The 21,363-nt window shown below is 49.3% G+C and carries 7 protein-coding genes and 2 tRNA genes; 1 reads left to right on the forward strand and 8 read right to left on the reverse strand.

The features are described 5' to 3' along the window. Window positions 1–71 precede the first annotated feature (71 nt). The 7 genes from FD25_RS00705 to FD25_RS00735 form a co-directional block, all read right to left on the reverse strand. Window positions 72–3,377 carry a leucine-rich repeat domain-containing protein gene (locus FD25_RS00705; RefSeq protein WP_057800679.1) on the reverse strand — a complete coding sequence of 1,102 codons (3,306 nt, stop codon included), beginning with the start codon at window positions 3,375–3,377 and terminating at the stop codon, window positions 72–74. Window positions 3,378–3,622: 245 nt separating this feature from the next. Then, the gene (locus FD25_RS00710; RefSeq protein ID WP_083484034.1) at window positions 3,623–7,702 is read right to left on the reverse strand and encodes an immunoglobulin-like domain-containing protein; all 4,080 of its coding nucleotides are present in this window, start codon (window positions 7,700–7,702) and stop codon (window positions 3,623–3,625) included. Between the two features lie 378 nt (window positions 7,703–8,080). After that, window positions 8,081–8,899, reverse strand: coding sequence for a class A sortase (locus FD25_RS00715; RefSeq protein ID WP_057800681.1), 819 nt, complete (start codon window positions 8,897–8,899; stop codon window positions 8,081–8,083). Window positions 8,900–9,071: 172 nt separating this feature from the next. Continuing rightward, entirely contained in the window at window positions 9,072–9,689 is a 618-nt protein-coding gene (locus FD25_RS00720) for an RloB family protein (protein WP_057800682.1), read from the reverse strand. Beyond that, a complete protein-coding gene (locus FD25_RS00725; protein WP_057800683.1) occupies window positions 9,682–11,007 on the reverse strand; it encodes an AAA family ATPase in 1,326 nt (441 codons plus the stop codon). The genes FD25_RS00720 and FD25_RS00725 overlap by 8 nt, the downstream gene beginning before the upstream one ends. A 300-nt stretch (window positions 11,008–11,307) precedes the next feature. Continuing rightward, on the reverse strand, window positions 11,308–16,341 hold the full coding sequence (locus tag FD25_RS00730; protein WP_057800684.1) for a phosphodiester glycosidase family protein: 5,034 nt from the start codon (window positions 16,339–16,341) through the stop codon (window positions 11,308–11,310). A gap of 645 nt (window positions 16,342–16,986) precedes the next feature. After that, window positions 16,987–17,058 (reverse strand) — tRNA-Gln (locus FD25_RS00735). Window positions 17,059–17,228: 170 nt separating this feature from the next. Between FD25_RS00735 and FD25_RS00740 the strand changes: the two genes are divergently transcribed. Further along, window positions 17,229–17,302, forward strand: a tRNA-Glu gene (locus FD25_RS00740). Between the two features lie 170 nt (window positions 17,303–17,472). Here FD25_RS00740 and FD25_RS00745 read toward each other — a convergent pair. Continuing rightward, window positions 17,473–21,084, reverse strand: a complete 3,612-nt coding sequence (locus FD25_RS00745) for a mucin-binding protein (RefSeq protein ID WP_057800685.1) — start codon at window positions 21,082–21,084, stop codon at window positions 17,473–17,475. Between the last annotated feature and the right edge of the window lie 279 nt (window positions 21,085–21,363).

Here is a 21,363-nt window from a genome sequence, read left to right on the forward strand (position 1 = left end):
GATTTCTAGGACCAATTTTTAATTACTGGAATTTAGGGACTTATGTCCCAAACTCACTTTTTGGTTGGCGTTTAGTGGTGCCGGCGTAAGAAACCCATGGCGCCGAGACAGCTCGTTAAAAGGGCTAAGCCTAAAAATTGAAAGAAATTAGCGGACCTTTCGGCCGTCTGCGGTAACTTTGATTGGGGCTTAACCCGCTGGTGATGCTGAGTCGTAACAGAATTTAAGCTGTGCGGAGTCCGCTGACCAGGCCGTGGCTGATTAGGGGTGCTCGTTGGCCGCGTTGTGGTGGTTGGCACGATGTTACTGTTCTGATGACCGCCGATCGTTAACGGTGTCGACGTGGGCACAACGGTGAGAGACGTCGGTTGGTTAACAATCGGTTGCAGTCCCGGTGTGGGCCTCGTTGTGGTGAGGTCCGACTGAGCTGACGTGATGGGCCCTAGCGGCTGGGTCGGTTGGGGGTGCGAAACGGTCGGCAACTGAACTGACGGTGCGGGAACTGGGGTTGGTTGCGGCTGTGGTGTGGGCATCGGTTTAGGTGTTGGTTGCGGTACTGGTTTCGGTGCTGGTTTCGGTGCTGGTTTCGGTGCTGGTTTCGGTGCTGGTTTCGGTGCTGGTTGAGGAATAGGCGCATAGCTGACTCGTACCAAGATATCGTCACCATCCTGAGTCATCCCCATAGCCGGGACCTGCGTCAAATCCACAGTGGTCGTCGTAGTGGCAACCACCCGTTGTCCCACTAGTTGTGGATTCTGGACCGCCGGAAATTCAAAGATCTGATTGGGCGTCACCAGATGCCACCCCGGCGTCGTTGGTTGACCCATTGACGTAAGCACTGGTGTTGACACCGCATCATCGTGCTGATAATTGACCGCCTTTTGTGTGACTTGGTTGGTCACCGTGAGGAAAGTCATGGTCTGAGTAGCCGGGGCCGCTACGGGAAGCCCTTGGGCATTCACGTAAAAAATGTCTTCGTGTTTAACCGTCTGCTGTGTCGTATAGTTTGGAGCCACCAAGATTTCATAATTTTTAACCGGTGCCTGACTAGCCGCGAATACGATTTGTTTAGTGGGGTCCTGCACGACTCGGTAGTTTTGTTGACGGAGCGAATCTAAGTACGGCTTACTAGAAAATTGACTAGTGGCCCCCCACTTTCCCCGTAAACTTGGGTCTTGTGTATAATCCAGTAATTTTAAAATCTTTCCCGTTGCCACGTCCTTGATGGTCACCGTGGCACGGTTCACGGGCGTGTAAAGGAGCATAATTTCCTGCGTGAGTCCAATAAAGGGTATTTTTGCCAAATCTACTCTCGACCACTTTTGACCCTCTTCACGGGTAAATGCTGCCCGATAAACGTAATCCGGAAGATCCTTTTGATAAGCGGTAAAGGATTGGGTTGGGGCCGCAAATCCTTGAACGTGCTCACCCATTTCGGGAATCGTCGCCAACGCCCCGTCAGGATTGACACTGCCATATCGAATCAGCACGTCCCACGGTACGATGTCCTTATAGAACAGGATGGTGAGATTCTTTGACTCAGGTGTTAACGTCACTTGCATACCATAAAAACGATGCGCTTTCCCATTATTCGCCAAAACATCGCGATACTGACCGGTACCATCCATAATTAGGCCGAGTTGTTGCCAGCCCTTTGCCGGTTGGGCTTGCAACTGGTTAACCAGTTCGGGACCGCCTAGCGTAATGGTCTGGCCAACGAGGCCCGAAATAACCATCATCGGTCCCAAATTAACTTGTTGGCCCCCCGCCTGCAGTCCCTGCAGTTGAACGGTCACGGTTCCAACCCTTGCTGCCAATTGATAAGGTTGGACGATAATTCCGTTAAAATCGGTATTTTTGTCCGTCCAATGGGCCGTTAGCGTGCCATAGTACTGAGCCGAATCTGGGCGTAGCTGAAACCACGTTAACGTATCGGCATTGACGTTCCCCACATTACCGGTCGTGGAATAGGGACCCGCATAACTATCACTCGGATCAGAAAAGCCTAAAACGGGTAAAGTCTGTCCTTGTTGATCTTTAATCATCGATAACGTGGTCGTATACCCCAGCTGATCCGTCGTCAGTTCCTGCGGTAACACAATGGGAGCTAAAGTGATATGTTGAAGACCAACATTTACGCTATTAGCGCCTTTAAAGTGCAACTGATTATCCGTGGTCAATGGTGAAATATCCGCAATCTGATTATGGTCTAGCGAAACAAAGTTTAGGTGCTCTTTATGCGCTAATGCCGAAACATCGTTTATCGCAAAATTACTAATGTTGACACTGGTCAACTGCTGTAGATCCTTAAGCGCCCGAATATCCCATAAGTTGCCTCCTTGAAGGCTTCCATTCACGGCCGCGCTAACTCCTGGATCCGGAAAAAGATAAATCGTTTTTAAATTGACCGCATTTTGTAAACCTTCTAAGGTCGACATTGTGGACAGAGCCGCTCCATACTTAGTGAGGACTAACTTTTTATCTTCACCAACTTTTATGACATTAGCTTGTAGATTTTCATTCGATTCAAGATCAGTTAGCGTTGTCATCTGGGCTTTAGTAAAGTTCTGGCGAAAATCATCAAAACCAGTATCTTCGCCCGCATACGTCTTGGAAAAGTTATTTTTCCAAAGAAAGTACTGAAAAGCTTTATCTGGTAACCACTCATCAATGTATAACGGGTGCTGTCCATTTCCAAGCGTAGCACTAGGATCTTCGCCCTTTGCGTTGGCCGCAATCTGCGTCGCGTACGATTCTCCCCGCCAAACACCCTGTCCTATGACTTGGTACCGTGGATCATAGCCGTCCACGCGACGCAAATCGGTGTTTTCTCCTAAGGTGTCTAAATGTAAATCCGTGAGTTGCAGCTGTTTACCTTTGGAAACCCCTACCTTCTGCACAGTATTTGGTGCTTGTTGAACAACGTTAGTTAGTTGACCCCGATTGATTGGTGCCACTCCCGGTTGGACTGGCTTCACCTCAATTGGCGCTTTATTTGCAGATTGCTCCGGTGACTTTGTGATTGGTTGTGAAGCCTGTGAAGTTACCGCGACCGGATTCGTAACCGGCAAATGTGCGGTCGTCGAACTTGCTGGGGTCCTCTCCTGGGGCTGTTGCTGATGATTCTGCGCTTTATCAGCTGGCACCGGCGACGGCTTGGTTATCTGACGTTCAAGGGACGCCGCATTACTGGTTACCGGTGACTTTGTCTTTACGGTTCCGGTTTCCACGGTGGCGACCGTTTCAGGTCCTGGTTTAGGATCCGCCCGTGCCGTTGTCAAATTTGCGTTAAGCAACAATAAAGTTGTTCCAGCTAATGTCCCGGCCGTCACCCACTGTCGCTGCCGTCGTTTTTTAGTTTCTAGTTTCCGTTTCACAGCTAACACCCCTACTCCCTGCAAGATTAAACGTTCCACGACAACTATAGGTCGGAAAACCAGTTCATTCAACGTCAGCAACCATTTTTAGTATAAATTACATAATAAAACGAGCATTTCTTATTATCGTTGTAATATTCTTATTATTTCCCTATTCAACGCCTAAAATACGCCACTCAATCCAACAAATTTGTTGAATCGAATGACGTATTTAGGATTAACCAGATCGTCACAAAATCGGCTAATTATTGGTTATTCTTGTGACGTAACTTCTTCAAAATCAACAAGGTCAGGCCACTCACGACAGCTAAACTGCCCAGCGCTAACGTCGCAAGGGTCGCCCGTTGCCCCGTTTGCGGGAGTTCCCCGTAAGTTTTGATGGGGTGTTCAATGGCCTGTTTCCCCTTCTTGGCCAACTGTTGGACCTGTTCCTTAGCGTGCGTCACGGTCGTCGCCACCGCATCCTTCACCGAAATATTGACCGTCAGGGGTACCGTCCGGTCGACTAATCCGTTAAAGAGGCGGACCGAAACCTTGTAGGAGCCCGGACGGTCAAAGTGAATTTCCGATGGATCCAAGATCTGCGCCACAAACGGCGTCAGCGGGTTGTGCGGCAAAATGTCCAACTCACTAGTTAGGCGTTGAAGATTGGTATCCTCAAACGTCCGGTTCCCAGCAGCCGGTACCGGCGTGTAGTTGATGGTGTCTTGGCGCAGGTACGGCTTTAAACTTTCCACCCCACTCTTGGGCGTCTTACCGTCCGCATCGCCGATGGCAAAACTAATTTCCGTTTCACCAGTCATGTTGTGCTGATCGGTAATCGTAAAGTGGAAATTGTAGGTCGTCCCCTTCAGAAAGTTGGTATTGTTAAACAGGTTGGCGTCTTCCGCCGAAATCTTCAACAACTTGCTGTCGATGGCGCCACTGTCTTCCGCTTGGGCCGTCACGTGAGCTTGAATCTGCTTTAAAATCTCCTGCGCATTACCCGGCTTCAGAATCAGGAAGCCTTCTTTATTGCCGCCGTTGACCGTAATTTGTGGAATTGCGTGAGCGACCGTCACGGTAATATCCTTGGTCGTGGTGTTGCCCAGTTTGTTCGTCGCGCTATACGTGACCGTGTATTTGCCCGGGGTCTTGGTATTGATGGCCTTGATACCCGTGACCGTCACCTTGGCATCAATCTTATTTCCTGCTGAATCGGTGGCAACGGTGTTGGCCAAGGCCTGTTGTTCCGTATAGGGAGCCTGACCGTACGCTAGCGTCATGTCCGCCGGTCCCTGAATCAGAGGCATATCTTTCTCTACGGTCACTTTAAACGTCTTCTTCAACGTTGTATTGGGCACCGTCGCCGTTACCTCGTACGTGTTCGGCGTGGCCGGGTCAACCTTGCTAATATCGTATTTGATTTGTGCCGTCAGGTCGCCAGCCGTCGGATCCTTCGCCGTAAACTTACCGGCCGCAATTGCCTGGTAGACGTCCGTTCCCTGCACCATCGAAATGTCGTGCACGTTTAAGGCGGGTTCCCCGGCTTCCACGGTCACCTTTAGTTCTTGCTTAGTCACCTGACCGTTGGCGGTATAAATCAAGGTCACCGGATACACCCCGGCTTGATTGGTGTTAACCTGGCTCAAATCAATTTTGACCTGCTTGGTCACGTCGCCGGCCGTGGCATCCTTCGCACTGAAGTGTTGACGCACCTGGTCTTCCGTCAGACCCCGTCCCCGGTCAATCGTAAAGTCCTGCACCGTGAAGTCTGTCGTCCCCTTAGGCGCATTAACGTAGACCCAGACGGGTTTAGAAATCGTTTCGCCGACAACTTGAACCGTAAACGTGACCAGGTATTTACCGGCAACGTCAGGTTTAAACTGCGAGGTATCCACGCTAATCGGCGCGTCACTAGCCTTGCCCTCAACCGTGAGTTTGATGCCCGCTAGTTTCAAGAATTCCTGATCACTGGGTTTCGTAGTCGCCAAATCCAACTTAACGGAGTTCCCCGTCAAGGCGACCGCATCGGCCTGGGGCTTGGGCGTCTGCGGGGCCGCTACCACGTGCACGTCGCGGGCCACCGTTCCCGTCAAGCCCTGTGCGGAAACCAGGTAATGAATGACGTAATTGCCCGCCTTAGAGGTATCGGGAACCGCGTCAAGCGTTGAAATCTTTAAGTCCGTCACGGGATTTCCACTCGCGTCCGTCGCCTTAATGTCATCGGTCGCCGTGGGGAACTTATCGCCCACCTTTAGCGTCAGTGCCGGGGCCGTCAGGTTCAACTGCGCATCGCTCACGGTCACGGTAAAGGTCTTTTCCGTCTTTTCTTGGTTGGAATTCGTTACCGTTGCCGTCACCGTGTATTTCCCAGGTTTACTGGTATCGACGTTGCCGGTCGTCTTAAGCTGCTTGGACAAATCACCATCCAGTGCATCGTGCGCGGCCAATTTCAAAGCCGTTACGGGATCAAAGTCACTTCCGACCTTTACCGTCACGTCTTCCCCGGAAATCACGGGCTTAGGCGCCACAACCTCTAAACTAACATCCTTGGTGCCTTGCACGTGTAATGAGTTGTGCGTTTTAATGGTAACTTTGTAGGTCCCAACCTTGTCAAACTTCACCAAGTGATCGTCGAAACTGATGGGGTCCAGGTTCTTATCTTGCCAATCATCCAGCTTATCGCTGACCGTGGCGCCGTATTGCGCGTAGTCCGGGTGGGCGTTCCCCGGTGCAGCAGCCGGTACCGTTAACGTCTTTTGCTTCACGGTAATCAGTGGTGTATCGTAGTCCGCCCGACTCTTCACCTGGTTGCCACCTTCGACGTAGTTTTTCGCCAACTGATTGGTTACCAGATTCCCGTTCGGCGCTGGTAATACGGCTGGTAAGGAGCTGATGCCGTTAACGTAGGTGTTGTTCTTGTTCTCGATCCCCCGAATCACGTCGTCGTACTTATCCGTCTTAGTACTCCGTTGGCCGATCGCCCAGAAATTTTTCGAGCTCTTAAAGCCGATGATGGCGTTGTTATTAAAGATTGCCCCGGTGCTCGGCGTTTGGGTAAACGGTGCCCCCGTGTTGACCTTCAGATCTGTGGCTTTCCCGTCATTATCGCTTCCATCGTGGACCATCACATCGGTCGGTAAGCGGCCGGCGTTGAAGTTCATGGTCATGTCGACGATGCCCTGAGTATCGGGATTACTTTGCGTTTGACGGAAAACGTTATTGGAAATATTAATCCCGTTCGCGTTGGGGAAATGAATGATCCCGTTGTATTTTTCCAAGATCTGCTTGCCGTCCGGGGTCACCGGCAACATGCCTTTGCCACCACGGGCATCGTCCCCCGGCGTAATCGAGTTTTCATTGTAATTCCCCGTAAAGTTCACCGGTCCGATATACTGACCAGCATATTGGATATGTTGCCCGGTGGGGTTGGGGGCCTGGATGCCAATGGTCGGACTATCCATGATGTCCCCGGAACTGTAGACCGGTAAGAACCGCGAATGGGTGATGTCAACGTTCTTGCTAGGAAGTCCGTCCATGTAAAGGGACTCGTTAATGTGCCACTTCGGGTCCGGTAAGATGTGGGTCGCTCCCAGGTTCTGGTTTTTCTCATCCCCCGTATTGGGTTCCTTATGCACCACGGTTAAATTCTTATCCGAGTTGGTCGAAGACGACGTCAAGATGGTGTAATCGACCTGAATGGCTTCCTTTCGGGTGGTATTGGTTGCGTGATACCCCCGGAAAGTCGAATTGCTCACCTTGACCCCATCAACGCCCCCTAGATCCAGCGAATGTCCCGGAGCCGTTTCCGTTCGATCAAATTCACAATGATTGAAACTGATGTTTGTCGAATGGGTGATGGCCTGTAATTCTTGGAGACTGTTGTTGATGTCCGTCCGCCCATTAAACGTGATATTGTTCCAATGCACGTCGTTAACGTTTTTCGGCCCCCCGTACCCCTTAGCTTGAGTCGGATACCACCAGGTGGCCCGCTTATATTTGTATTGATTGCCATTGTCGGCGGTTGGCCACAGCGCGACCATGTGGCTATCGTTGGTCCAATCGCTGTCTTTAGACGCCACCCCGTTCAGGGTCAGATTACTGTGCATTTTGATGGCCCCACTAATCCCGAAGAAGCCCTTGGGAAATTGTAACGTGGTCATCTGATTGGGGTCTTGGTCGTCAATAATTTTCTGAATGGCTTGGGTATCGTCGGGGGCACTTTCCTTGGTCTCCCCGGTCTTAAATCCGTGTAGGCCCTCTTTAACCATGACCACCTTCCCCGGAGTGGCATCGGCCTTGGCCGGAACCGTGTTCAGTGCCGTTAGTCCCGTTAAATTCATGGCTAAGATGCTAGCGGCCAGTGTGGCGTGACACAGGCGCGTCAGTTTAATTTTAATAAGTCATTTCCCCTTTATGTGTTCGCATTAAGTCCCAGCAATTTCCCGTTAACTTTCTATGTACGCTGACTCCCCCAATCTCTCAGCGCTTGGTATATGCCAATTACAAAAGCTAGTTTACGGGATTTCTTACGAAAAATGGGCAACTTTACAGAGCTTGTACAACTCCCAAATCAAACATTTACGTCCTCACAAAGTGGTTAATAGAATGATTTAAACGGCAATAAATAATTATTCTCAGTATTTATTTTTCACTGGTTTCGTTCCCGCTAAAACCAGTAAAAGCCCCGCAACGTCTGCTGCGAGGCTTCCTTAAGTAGTTTAAACAATGGTGGTTCGGGTAACCGTCGAGACATCAAACGACCGCCTAATGTTGGCGGAAGCCGTGGCGTAGGCGTAATGGTGCAGGTACTTCCCCTGCACCACTTCCCGTGCGGAGCCCGTGGCGTTACACGTCACCAAGGTCACGATGGGGGTTCGGGGAATGTCTTGAATCGTTTGGACGTTACTTGGCCGTACCTGGCGATGATAATAATAACTGTGCCACGGCGCTTGGCGGTCACGGTGCGTCTGCGCCCGGTACACGTAAACTTGGTCGAGGTCCGTCAAATAAATCTTGGCCCCTTCCTTGATACGGGGCAGGTTACTGAACATATACCCCGGCTGATCCATGTTATGGGCCGCCATGGCGTAATTACCGGTGCCCATCCGCTCCCCTTGCTTTAAGGTCCCCGCTCCAATCTGTAGGTTGCGACTGGTCGCCCCCTTTAAGATGGGGAGTGACATCTGTAACGACGGTACCGCCACGCTCCCCAAGATCAGGTGTGCCGACAACTTCGGTCGCCGCAGATAATCAAGGGCGGAAATGCTGCGGACTGCGCCCTGTTGTTGGCGCCACTTGTGGTCACTAATCGCTCCGGGGCGGTCCTTTTGGGTGTTCTGGTGAATGGTCTTCGGCTCAGCTTGATACTTTTGGGGCTTATCAAACGTTCGCAAAATTCCCGCGTCGACCTGGGGGGCTATTTGGTCGCGGTAAACGATGGCCGTGAGTCCCCCACCAATTAATAATAAGATCCCGAGCCATCCCCAAAATTGCCGCGACCACCCGTTTTTACGTTTTTGCGGGGCCTGTGTTCCCATATAACGCCATCCCTTCAATCTTCGTTCTACTTTTAGCATACGGGGCTTCCGTTACAATTTTGCAAAAAGTATGTAAAGGTTTGATGTTGGGTTAACTATTTACCGCAAAAGCCCGCAAAACTGATGGTTATTTCAGTCTTGCGGGCTAAATATTAAACACTATTCATTCACTCTAAAATTGGTCAATTTCAAAAATGGCTTTAACGGCTTGATTAAAGTTAGTGTAAACCTGATTTTGTAAAATAACGTCACCATTTAATGGTTGGTTTCCTGTGAGTTGTTGACAATGGCGATCTGCGTACACAATCCGGTCTTCGTACTGAATCGTCAGGTCTTTTCCTTTATGCGCTGGATAATTTTGAATTTTCAATTGTTGTTCTAATTGATGATACAGCCATGCCTTTTGCCGCCAATTGTCCAGATTACCTTGCGCCGGAATGAAGTGCATGAGTAACCACGCCTCAATACACACGTTCGAGTAAATCATTCGAATATGTTGTCGTTGGGCCTGATGGTAACTAGCCAGTAGCAACTGCTTATCTTGATAATCATCATCAAAACAAACATAAAGATCACCCGCAAAGTTCTGATGGTTGTTTCGCCAAGAGCTGGCTTCTTCAACGAGTTTAACCGCCTTTTGCCCCGTTTTATTTTGAATCTTAACTTTAACGTTGCCACCATGATAGCGTTGCTTCAACATATTAAAGTAAAATTCTTCAGTATCGCCCTCCACAAAAATAACCTTTTCGTGTTTTAACTGTCGAAGTTGTCGCGGTTTTCGTCTACTCATGGCTGGTTGAATCCTTTCCGTCCTCAGACCGGGCTAAATCCGCCTGAAAACTTTCAAGATTAATGACCGGGATGGCGCCAAATTGTCCTTTGATGTACCGCTTAGAAAATGCAACATCCGAACGTGCCACTGATGTCCCATAATCAAATAAGGAGTAAAGATCACTCTCTCCGCGATAATTTTTTTCAGTGAAGTAAATCTGATCGGTTCGAATGTGAGCATCTAACAATTCCAGTTGGTGGGTCGCTAGGACAAACTGATTTTGATTCTTAGATGAATTGAACAGGTTAAGTAACCCCACCGCCATCTCATAGTGCAGGCCTTCTTCAAACTCATCAAAAATTAGTGTCTTCTGGTTATGTTGAATCTGAGAACTAATAATCGCTAACGCAATTAAAACAATGCGTTGCGTTCCCGTAGACTCAGCATTCAAAGGGATCTCAACGTTACCCACTCGTTCCCCTTGGTCGTTATAGCGTTTATGCACGGTGTACAAAGAACGTTGTTTAGCTTCTGCCTTCTGTGATAGCGGCTCCTCTAAGTTACCCGATAGTTGTAATAATTGAGTCAAAAATTTAGTGGTTTCGGGCGTTACCGCTGTTTCTCGGTACCCCAAGCCAATAATGTTCACATCGGACGCCCGCAAGAAGTCGTTAAGTTCCCTCTGCACGCGTTGATCATTAATAAAACCATTGTCAAACAAGCTAAAATCAACTTGCTGATTAAAAATGATTAAATCATTACGAAACCAGTTAAAGACTCGAACGGCTGGCGCATAGTTACTGGCCTGCAATGAGTAGAGCAGTAGTGCGTTCGGCCGTGTGGTCTTTAGCGCTTCGTCTTGACCATTCGGAGTTACCTGAATTTTAGTTCCCGTCCGTTCAAAAAGCACTTTTTGTTGAGCATTCGGTGTGGCTAGGTTACGCTCCCGTAGAACCTCATCAATAACCCGCTCCTGAGTGTAGGTCAACCGATAACTGTAGCTAAAGTCGTCCTTAACGAACGAAATCTCAAATTGAGTCGGCTGATGCGCTGCATCTTCGTTTAAGCGAAACGGATCATACGGCAACTGCTGACTAACGTCTTGGGTCGGCCGTAAAACCATTTGACGCATTAAGTTCAAGCCCTTGATCACTGTACTTTTACCGGAACCATTCGCCCCAAACATGGCCACACTTTTTAACACCTTATCCTTGGTATAGGGAATCTTTAGCGTATTCTCTCGGTCATACTTACGTAAGCGTTCCCCTGTCTCCATTGACAGTGTCGCTTCGTTTCGGTACGAGCGAAAATTCTTCAACGTAAAGCTAATCAGCATACCGTCTGCCTCCTCGTTTTCAAAGATAGATGTACATCAATCGACATATATATCGATTGATATACATCTATCTTAATCCGATTTAATCAACTTAACAACGGAAAAACGTTGTTAAAATAATTCAAATAAAGCTTTTTTCGATTCAAATCAATCCAAAAATCGATTTTTCGTTTTTTAAAAAGAAAATCTTTCCTAAACTCCATTATTAAAAATGTCATAAAACCCTTCAGGTTGATCTTAAACTCAACCTGAAGGGTTCCTTACTCTCAAACACTTATTCTTAAAATCCGTCCAAGTGCTTTATTTAACTAAATTATGGTTCGCTGTGACGTAGCCACCAGCGACGCGATAACGTAACGTACCATGCGCTGAGTAGTCCCAACCCTGAACCTTAAGCTGCTTATTGGCCGCAATGTCGTGTAACCGATGTTTTAATTCGGCTTCTTTGTAGAGCGTAACGCGATGCTTAGTCTTAATCGTCCGGGGCATCTTCAATTTTCCGGCTTGGACCTGTTGCTTGTTAGCCGTGATATACGCCCCATTCGTCAACTGGAAGACCAGTGACTGACCGCGATGGATCAGGCGCTTGACCCGTAAGACTTGACCTTGACGGTAATGATGCTTCACCTTACCAGTCAATTTAGCCGACTTGTACCCTGAAAGACCCTTCACATTAATGACCGTTACCCGTTTAACCAACTTCGTGTAGTCCGCATTTTGGACGTAACTCGAGCTGGCCGTAATGTACCCAGTTTGTTTGTACGTCTTGGACTTCCGGTTGACGTCGCGCACGTGGAACCGCAGTCGGCCATTCTTCGCCTTGACCGTTCCTAAGACCGCAAACTCTGGCTGGTGCATTTGGGGTTGTTTACTAAACGAATTCATCCGAGAACCCTTAGAGAAGTTTGGCTTCCGGTATAGTGCTAAGCCACGAACACCAATCACCTTGGCAGGTGTCTTTTTAGCCGTTGGTTTCGTCGCGCTTGGTGTCGTCGGCTGCGACGGTTCCGGCTTAGTCACATTTGGCTTGGAAGTTTCCGGTTTGCTTACGCCTGGCGCTGTGCTTCCCGAAGTTGAACCGCCCGGCGTCGAAGTCCCTGGTGTCGTTGAACCTGGATGTGTCGTTCCCGGAACGGTTACCGCATGCTTCATTGCCGTTAACTGAGCCGCGTCGACCTGGTCGCCCTTAGCATCGACCGTCAATAAGGACAGTTGATTACCATCGACTTTAACCGTTAAGAACGTCTTTTGCGCCTTATTGGCTTCAGTTTGAATCATATCCCAAACTTCGGGTTGGTTCGGCCGAATGTCGTACGTCTTGGCCCCAGTATGTCCGGCCGCGATATAGGTCGTCCCATGAGCGGCCTTCTTACCCCCAACTAGTGGGAACGTCCGACCATACGAGTGGTCGTGGCCACTAAAGACCACGTCAATTCCTAATTCGTCACAGACTGGTGGCAACATCTTGTTAAACATGGTGGACCGTGAGTCGGCCGGGTTTTTATTGTAAGCCGGTTGATGCGTTGTCACGACTCGCCACGTTTTATTTGAGGCCTGCATGTCTTGCTTCAACCAATCCATTTCTCGTTGCATTTCCTTGGGATCATCCGTCCAACCAATCGAGGCGATGTGCATGTTGCCGTAGTCGACCGAATACGTTCCCTTACGAACTGTCTTTGGCCCATTACCATTGGGAACTCCTAACATTTCAATGGACTTAGACCCGTCATCCCCCATATATTCATGGTTCCCCATCACGTGGAGCATATCCATCGAATCGTAGTAAGGGTGTTCATCAAAAATTCGAGCCGTGGCTTCCGCTTCAGTGTAGAGGGTTTGGTCATCGTTGAAGTCCCCCACGTGAATCCCAAAGGCCGGCTTATCCTGAGACTTTTCTACCCCATTCAAGAAGTTATCAAAGTCACTCAGCTGATCGTAGTTCCCCACCTGAGTATCACCAAAAACGTTAAACGAAAACTTGTTACTGTCCGTGAGTGTCGTAAAGTGTCGAACGTTTGACCAATTTGTACCATCTCCCACGCGATACGCGTAGGACGTCCCCGGTTTAAGCCCTATAGCATCAACCCGGTTAACCGTCACGGCACTGGTATCACTGTCGTAAGTGAACAGCGAATTCCGTCCACTCTGGTCCGTCTTAAAGGCTTTGTCTTTATTTACCGCATAGTCTTTGTCCGTGGCGATTTGCATCAACGATTGAATAGGATGGTCAACGGGCTTGGTCATCCAAGTAATCGTCTTCCGCGTTGTCGGATCTTGTGAGGCCCCCGTTAATAAGTGAGAAGGTACCGCACTGGTTTTATCCCCCGGAGCGTAAATAATAGTGGGCGTCAAAAAGCTGTGTGCCGCGCCGTTATCCGCACCAATTTTGATCTTCCCCGCTTGCGTTGGGAGCTTATCCGTTGGGACTTCTCCCTGAGCGTTCGTTTTACCTAACGCGATGGACTGACCATTAGCCGTTACTGCGGAAACGGCTACACCATTTGCCGGCTTACCCGCGGCATCTAAAATCGTGACCGTATTTTTCAGTCCCGCCACAAATGGCGTATGCTTCACCTGATAATCGGCCTGAGCCTTAACCGTGTATTCTTCCGATGCCGTGGTCAACGCCATATCAGTTGGCGCGGCATCCTTCAGCTCAACCGCACCACTAAGTAATTGATACGTTAACGGGGCATCGGCCGGTGTGTCTCGCGGAACGCTTAGGGTAACGGTCATCAGCGGCTTAGATTTATCCGTGCCCAGATCCTTTAACGTAAAGGTCGTAGTTCCGTCTTTTGACTCGGTCGCATACTCGTTTTGCTTGCTATCCGCAACTGCATAATCGACAGACTTGATGGCAAACCCCGGTGCCAATTTCATTTTAAAGACGGCCGACTTCAGTTTAGTTAAGTCATCAGCGGTAATGCTAAATTTAGCCGTGTCCCCTAATTTTACGGTTTTATCCAATTGATTCAGATGAATCCCCGTAGCTTGATTGGCTTTTACCGTAAAGTACGCTTCTTTTTCGGTCTTGTTACCAAATTTATCTACCGCCACGACTTTAACGTGGTGCGTCCCGTTCATGAATTTAAGGCCCTTGAGTGTAATTAAGCCATCTTTGTCCGGAATAAAGTGGTCCTTATCCGCTGAATAATCATGATCATCCACATAAACTTTACTATTGTCCCAGTCAATCCCCGACATATTCGGGTCATTCGAATCATCGTGCAGTTTAGTGGTGATTGTCACATTGTTATCCGTAAAGGTTTTCCCGGCCACGTCGATACTATCAACAATGGGATTCTTCAAGTCATCCTTGTTGACCCCGTAGACCGCCCGAATGTTATCGACGAAGATATGGCCTTTAGCGGCCGTTCCGCCACCCGGCATTCCCGTCTTAACGGACATCACTCGAATCGCCAATTTCGGATCAATTCTAATTGGATAAGCGACGCCATCTGGAAGTGGGGCCTCCACGTACTTCCAACCCGTCCAATCAATCCCCGTGGACGTATCTACAAAGTCCAACGGCATCGCGGCATTCGCCCCATCATGAATAGCCATCCGGATCCAATCGCCTTGAGATTCCGGCGTAGCGTAGACCCACATACCGATACTCTTAGGTGCGCTCGGCACATTAATGGCCTGTTCTTTCGGCCCGGCGTAAGAACCAGCCGTTTTGTTATGCAAAGATGAATCCGTAAAATCAAAATCAACTCGTAACGCTTTTTTCCCAAAACGGACTTCACCATCATCTTGGGTCACCGTTGACATGCTGCCACCTACCGCTGGCAGCGAAGTCGTTGAAACCCAATCATCCGCCCCATTTTCAAAATCAATAATGGTTTTGGGAAGTTGACCAACTTGAACATTTACTTGAGCTTCTAAACCACTAACACTGGGTAACGTCGCCTTAATGGTTCCGCCAGCGCTTCCCTTGACGCCTTGGAAGTCATCGTAACCCGACATCACCCCTAAGTTTGCTGGACAATCCCATTTAACATCATCAGCCTTCAAATGGACTTCTCGTTGTCCCACATAAGCGGCTAGATTCAGTGACTTCTTTTCTCCCGGGGCCAAACTCAGTTCCTTATTAGCAAAACTAAGCCGATCTGGCTGGGCCAAAGTAATGGTACTCTTACCCAACACCTTAGTCCCCTGCTTCAGGGTTACCGTGACGTCTCCAGTTTTACCATTAGAGGTAAAACGTCCGCTTTGATCAATTGATCCCAACGAGTCATCATCAACCGCCCAAGTGAGTCCCGAAGTCGGTAACTTAGCGTCATAACCGGCCGCGTCTACCCCGTTTGCCTTAAAATCAACCTTAGTCCCGGCTAAATAGGCTTGGTTCTTAGGTGAGACCTCGGCGCGAGACAGTTGATGGTCGGACTTCGCCTTCGTCACAATCAACCAACTCGTACTGATTTTTCGCTCCGAACGGTCGGATGGTCGGTTTTTCAGAGAAAGATCTTTCTCACCGGGCGTCCGGGATAGGTAAGTTGTTGAGCCTCCACCATCAAAGTTAATGGCCTCCACGGCCCCCTTAGCCTTCATCAGTTTTGCTAACTCAGGCAAACTCATTCCGTCTGAATACGGCGGTTGTTGCCCATCAACGGAAACAAAGAAAACCGTACCATCCGCCTTGATTCCGACGGCCGTACGTGCCGAATGTGGCGTGCCAGGAATCCCCGTAAAACTTTTATCGTCTTGGACCTGACCGTTCTTAACTAGCCGACCTAAACCACCTAATGCCTGTTCAAGGTCCCCCTTATGCTGGTCATAGTCGGTTTGATTCCCAATCATGGGTTTACCGGCTTTAGTAAGGCCAAAAAAACTTTCACCACTGTTGGCCTTAGGGGCGTGAATCTCTTTCCCGTCCTTGATAATGGCCCCTGAGGTTTCTCCAGAACTCATGTTAAAGAAATCGGCGTTCACGGCCGCTACCACTTGCTGACCATGTCCAATGGCCGCATTGGCTTCATCCCGGACGGTCTGCAGCCCATACTTATCCCCATCGTCGGGCAGTCCCGGTCGTAGAGTCGCCTCTTTACTAAAATCAACGGATACGGTATGAACAACATCTTGGTTGTTCTTATCGCCAATAAAAGTGGAACGATTATCCGTGATTCCTGGCGCTAGTTCGTTGGAAGAACTCTCAATTGGGTGGTCAGCCCCCTGTTCAGTTGCTTTCGCGGCGGTCTTAGTCGACATCGTCCGTTCTGCCGTCACGACTTGACGTTGGGTTGTCTGTGCTTGGGCAACCGGCGTCATCAATGGGGTTAAAACTAAGGCAATTGCCAAGGTAGCACCTAATTGCCGTCTTCTCTTCATCATAAAACCTAATCCCTCTCTGTTTATCGATCAAAATATTCAAACTCGTTTAATGTCACTACCAAAACAAAGCTTTCGATTATTTCCACGTTGATGTCGTAGTAACTTGAGTCATAGTTTACGGGATTTTAACCTAACTTTGGGCACATTTACAAAGTCTGTACAGAACAGGGAGAACCTTTACACGTTTATAAAGCTTATAATAACGAGTAATCACCACTAAGTGAAAATCGGTTTTCCAATAGTTAAACTGGAAAGCCGATTAATCTTACTATATTCACTGGGTATAATTCATAATAATTAACAACTTACTTTTTTCCAGCGGATACAACAATTCCTGTGGCTAAATGTTCTCAATCACTGGAGCCGAAGTATCTGCAAATTTTAACGGATTGAGATATATGTTATCTGTGGGTAAAGGGCCAACACCATTAATGAGTCAGCTAATTACAACCATCTGTAAAAATCCCCTAACTATCCCAGTTCCGCTAAAAACAGCCGTTTTGTCATATTTCTCCGTTTTTCTTCCCGTGGTGCACAAAATGGTGCACTTTCTTTGATTCTTATCACGCCAAATTGAGCATGCGGACAAACAAAAAGCCGTCAATTAAGGTTTTTACCCCATTGACGGCGACGATATTTCTATTATTGGGTATACTGGGATCGAACCAGTAAATTACGGATTCAGAGTCCGGTGCCTTACCATTTGGCGAATACCCAATGACCTGTGGTGTTGTGCGAAACAACTATTTAATAGTACCTTGTTTCCGAATTAGTGTCAACAGATTTTACCGAAAAATGCATATCTCCTCAGGCAAAGAATTTTTATACAGGAGTCGTTGACAATTTCCATCAAGAAGCGTAAATTAGATATTGCTAGTCAATGACATTGCCCGCTGGTCAAACTGGTTTAAGACGTCGCCCTCTCAAGGCGGAGTTACGGGTTCGAGCCCCGTGCGGGTGATCATATAGGCGCTAAACGTTGTGAACTCAACGTTTAGCGCCTTTTCGTTTAATCAAATTTAGGGTATAATTTTCGATTTCATAAATCATTATTATCTAATCGTATCAGTAAGCTTAATCAAATACTAAAAGGGCTTCCCGCTACTCACGAGAAACCCTTTATGGATTTATTTAATTCTTTTTTCGGCGTAGACCGACCCAGCCTAACAAACTTAACCCTAAAGCCCCTAACCAGGCCCACGGTGTGGTTTGCTCGTTGGTCTGTGGCAGAGCGGTGTCCGCTTGAGTGGCTCGCGCCGTTGGGGCCGTCCCATCGGCGGCCGTTCCGGTCACTGCCGCAGCATCCCCAGTTCCCCGGTTCGCCGCTGCACCATTAGCTTGCGCCGCTAAGCGCTGAGCCCGTAACTTTTGGGCCGCTGTCAATCCGGCAGCCGCATTACCACCGGTCACTAATTCCGGTTTAGCGGTACCATCATCGGGTTGTGCGCCCGTGTCCACGTCCGGTTTTCCGGGCTTAACTGGCTTGACCGGTTTAACCGGTGGGGTCACTGGTACCACGGCCCCCTTCTTAGTATAGGTCACCGTGGTCGTCACATCCGCACTCGTGGCCGTCACGCCGTTAATCGCCGCCACGGTCGCTTGATCCGGTGTGTATCCGGCAATGGTTGGTGACGTCTTGGCCGCAAAGCTGCCTTGACCGTCAATATTTTGCCACTCACTCCAGGTCGCTACACCGGTCACCTCATCGCGGATCCCGTAACGGGTAAACGTCAACCAGGCCGTATAATCCGGCGCCGCCGTGGTGCCATCGGCGTAAACGTAGTGAATCGTTTGGGTGACCCGTTTGCTATTGCTAATCGTCGTCATTCGATGCTTCAAGCGCACCGTAAACGTCTGAACCTCGGTCGTAAATTCGGCCCCCGTAGTCGGGTAATCATCACTGACCAACTCGTAACCTTGCTGCAAATAAGCTTGAATCGTTGCCGCGGTTCGGTAGTCACTGACCGTCCCGGCGTCACCCTTTAACGCTTCCGTGTGCAACGTTTGTCCCGTCGTTTCGTCCACGTAGGTCACCAGCACGTTCTGCGCGTCACGGGCAGTGTAGGTCACCGTCGTCGTGAAATCACCGCTCGTCGCCGTCACGTCATGAATGGCCGCGACTTCTGGTTGGTTAGCAATGTAGCCGGTCAATACTGGCGACGTCTTCGCCGCAAAGCTCCCCTGGCCGTCAATGTTCTGCCACTCGTCCCAAGTTTCCGTTCCGGTCACTTGGTCGCGAGTTCCCTCGCGCGTAAACGTTAACCAGGCCGTGTAATCCGGTGCCGCCGTAGTCCCGTCGGCGTAAACGTAGTGAATCGTTTGGGTCACACGCTTACTGTTGTTTAACGTCGTCATCCCGTGTTTTAGGCGCACGGTAAAGGCTTGCGCCTGATCCGTGAATTCAACGCCGGTGGCTGGGTAATCGTCGTTAACCAGCTCGTACCCTTGCTGCAGGTAAGCCTGAATGGTGGCCGCCGTCCGGTACTCACTGGTGGTGCCGTAAAGTCCCGTCAAGGTTTCGGTCTTGAGCGTGGCGCCCGTGGTCTCATCCACGTAGGTCACCGTTACGCTTTGAACGTCTTGGGCCGTGTACGTGACGGTAGTCGTCACATCATCACTGGCCGCGGTAATGCCGGTCACGGCGGGCACTTCTAATTGATCCGCGATGTAACCAGTTAACGTGGGCGAGGTCTGAGCCGCAAAGCCATCCTGACCCTCGATATTTTGCCACTCACCCCAAGTTTCTTCACCAGTCACTTGGTCACGGGTCCCTTCACGCGTAAACGTTAACCAGGCCGTATAATCCGGCGCCGCCGTGGTGCCATCGGCGTAGACGTAATGGATGGTTTGCGTGACTTGCTTACTGTTATTCAGGGCCGTAACCCCGTGCTTCAAGTGAATCGTAAAGGCTTGTGCTGCATCGGTAAACGTCACGCCATCAACCGGATAATCGTCAGTTACCAATTCGTAGCCTAAATCCGTATAACCCTTAATTGTGGTGGCCGTTCGGTAGTCACTAGTCGCCCCCACGTCCCCCGTTAAGTTTTCGCTCGTCAGGGTTTCCCCAGTGGTATCATCCACGTAAGTCACTGTAGCCGTAGAGGTGGCTTCGCCCACGGGTTGGTAAACTAAGGCGCCCGCTAAAAGATCAAAACTGCTCATCGGTTGACCCGTGCTATTTTCACGATAGGTCGTTCGGCCCGCGTCACCGTACGAGAATTGGCCGTAAATCAGTTGGCCGTTATACAGCTTAGGGTTGACCAATGTATACTTCCAGACGGTTTTGGTCTGGCCGTTAACGGTCTCGGTGACGGCGCGAGCGGCGGCCGTGACCAAGTTCCCACTATTATCATTTTGATAGTAGCGAATGTCGTACTTAAACGACTCCCCGTGAATTCCCGTAATGGGCGACGTAATTTCGATGGTATCGCCTAACTGGTACGCCACCTTATTGGTCGCCTGATAATATTGGAACCACCCCGTGACTTGGGAATCATTGTTGGCCGTAAGCCCCTTTAACGGGCTGTAATCCGTAATATTATTCCCGGAAAACCCAAGCATTTGTGAATCGGTTACGGTATTTTCTAAAATTGCTTGAACAAACGGCGCCAACAAGGCAAATTGACGATTGTTGAGACCATTCAGAGTCGGTGTGTACTTATCCGGTGAGGAAATTTCTATATTTTTAGTCCGACTAATGTCCGCCTGCATTAAATCCTGCAACTGTTCATCCGTAGCCGCTCCCCAATGACTCGAGTAGAGGTTAATCCCCCGCATCCGTAGACCGTTTAGGGGCGAAAAATCAATGGCTTGCAAATCAGCCGCCGTTTGTCCTAACTGAACATCTAGCGACACGCCCAAAACCGAATCGGGTAAGTTCTGCAGAACTTCTAACCCATTTAAGCTGTAAATCGGATCATAAGCCCGATCACTAGGCGATAACTGCGTGTACGCCTCGATACTAAAAACGTTTGCGATCTTATTAAAGTTTTTAATCATGTCTAAGTAAATGGCGTCCCCGTCATTCAACTTCAAAGTTTTCCGAACGGCTGCTAACAAGGCCGGATCATCAAACCGGTCGCTCAAGTCCTCATCGTCAGTAATCGCAGCAGCCGATGTCTTTTCAACTTCCGCTTTCGCAGACAATAACTGAACGGACTGCGCCTTAGCTGCCACCTTATCCGTTACCGGATCTTCAGTCTCCGTTGCTGGAGTTTCTGTAGTTGTCTCGGTCGTCGGTGACGGGTCTGACGCTGGCGCTTGATTTTTTTCCGGCGTCGATTCGGTTGCATCCGTTGAAGTCGAATCCTCGGACGCCGCCGACGGATTGGATTCAGCTTGATTAGATTCAGCCGGCGTCTCCGGGGCTGAGTTCGTCGGCTCTGTTGGCGTTTGGTCTTTCGTTGTGGTTGCGCCTGAAGCGTCGTTTTCCTCAGTGACGGTCGTATCCGCCGTACCGTTCTGCTCAGTTGCCACCGGTTCAGTGGTCGTTGGGTCAGCGGTCGTTGATGTTTGTTTCGTGCTGGTTGTATCCGGCACCGCAGCTGACTTTAAGCTGACTTGGGTTTGCGTTAAATTCGTGGTCGTTGTCGTGGTTTGTCCCGTTGTCTCCGTAGAAGTCGTGGTCGTATCCGCCTGCGCCGTCGTCCCTGCTAATACCATGCCTGTCAAAACGGCCGTAGCTAGGCTAGACGTAATCCACCACTTCCGTTTATTAACAGCGGTTACATTTTGTCGTGTCATCTAGTCCCTCCTCTAAAGTGGCCCCCGCCACCTTAAGTTACGCTGTGATTGATCGATTTAGTTAGGTTGTTAGTCAATTCAATATCTCTCAAAACAATTATACACTATAGCTTAACTCAAAACCATTTTTTGACTTAAGCAATTAATACTGTCATCTATCGGTTAGAATAGTCAATTTACGATTTTGTGAATGTCATCGTACCAGCTGTCATCACGTTAGTAAAGGATTTCCGGTTAGTTTTCACTTGATAATTGAGCAAGTGGCAATTTCGGAACACT

The organism is Levilactobacillus acidifarinae DSM 19394 = JCM 15949 (genome assembly GCF_001434835.1).
In the GTDB taxonomy this organism is placed as follows: domain Bacteria; phylum Bacillota; class Bacilli; order Lactobacillales; family Lactobacillaceae; genus Levilactobacillus; species Levilactobacillus acidifarinae.

Excerpts from the sequence above, each read along its gene's own strand:
- FD25_RS00710 (WP_083484034.1), bottom strand. The coding sequence starts at position 7,702 with ATGAATTTAACGGGACTAACGGCACTGAACACGGTTCCGGCCAAGGCC.
- FD25_RS00715 (WP_057800681.1), bottom strand. The coding sequence starts at position 8,899 with ATGGGAACACAGGCCCCGCAAAAACGTAAAAACGGGTGGTCGCGGCAA.
- FD25_RS00720 (WP_057800682.1), bottom strand. The coding sequence starts at position 9,689 with ATGAGTAGACGAAAACCGCGACAACTTCGACAGTTAAAACACGAAAAG.
- FD25_RS00725 (WP_057800683.1), bottom strand. The coding sequence starts at position 11,007 with ATGCTGATTAGCTTTACGTTGAAGAATTTTCGCTCGTACCGAAACGAA.
- FD25_RS00730 (WP_057800684.1), bottom strand. The coding sequence starts at position 16,341 with ATGATGAAGAGAAGACGGCAATTAGGTGCTACCTTGGCAATTGCCTTA.
- FD25_RS00745 (WP_057800685.1), bottom strand. The coding sequence starts at position 21,084 with ATGACACGACAAAATGTAACCGCTGTTAATAAACGGAAGTGGTGGATT.